Here is a 699-nt window from a genome sequence, read left to right on the forward strand (position 1 = left end):
ACAAGGCGGGTACGACCACGAGTCTGGTGTCGGCGCCTGATCCTTCGGTGTTCGGTGAGGCGAAGACGCTGACGGCGACGGTTGCTGCTGTGAGTCCTGGGGCGGGTACTCCTACCGGTACCGTGGACTTCTTCGATGGCGGTACCCCCATCGGCAGCGCCACCCTCATCGGCGGGACGGCAACCATCACCACCAGTACCCTCGCCGTAGGTCCGCACGCCCTCACCGCCACCTACAACGGCGACGGCAACTTCAACAGCTCCACCTCGCCGGTCGACAACCAGACGGTGAACAAGGCGGATACGACCACCAGTCTGACGTCGACGCCTGACCCCTCCGCCTTCGGTGAATCGAAGACTCTCACCGCCACGGTGACCGCCACCCTGCCAGGCATCGGCACGCCGACCGGGACCGTCAGCTTCTTCGATGGGCTGACGTTGCTGGGAACCGCGCCCCTTTCCGGCGGCGTCGCCACGTTCACCATCAGCTCTTTGGCTGTCGGTCCGCACGCCCTCACCGCCACCTACAACGGTGACGGTGACTTCAACGGTTCGACGTCTGCGGTCGACAACCAGACGGTGATCAAGGCGGGTACGACCACGAGTCTGGTGTCGGCGCCTGATCCTTCGGTGTTCGGTGAGGCGAAGACGCTGACGGCGACGGTTGCTGCTGTGAGTCCTGGGGCGGGTACTCCTACCG

General features: G+C 65.1%; 1 protein-coding gene. It reads left to right on the forward strand.

The window, feature by feature from the left end; genetic code table 11:
- Positions 1-47: 47 nt before the first annotated feature.
- A partial coding sequence (locus P2L57_RS39855; protein ID WP_372516102.1) for an Ig-like domain-containing protein occupies positions 48-699 on the forward strand: 652 nt, incomplete at its 3' end.

This window comes from Streptantibioticus ferralitis (genome assembly GCF_029223525.1).
Taxonomy (GTDB): Bacteria; Actinomycetota; Actinomycetes; order Streptomycetales; family Streptomycetaceae; genus Streptantibioticus_A; species Streptantibioticus_A ferralitis.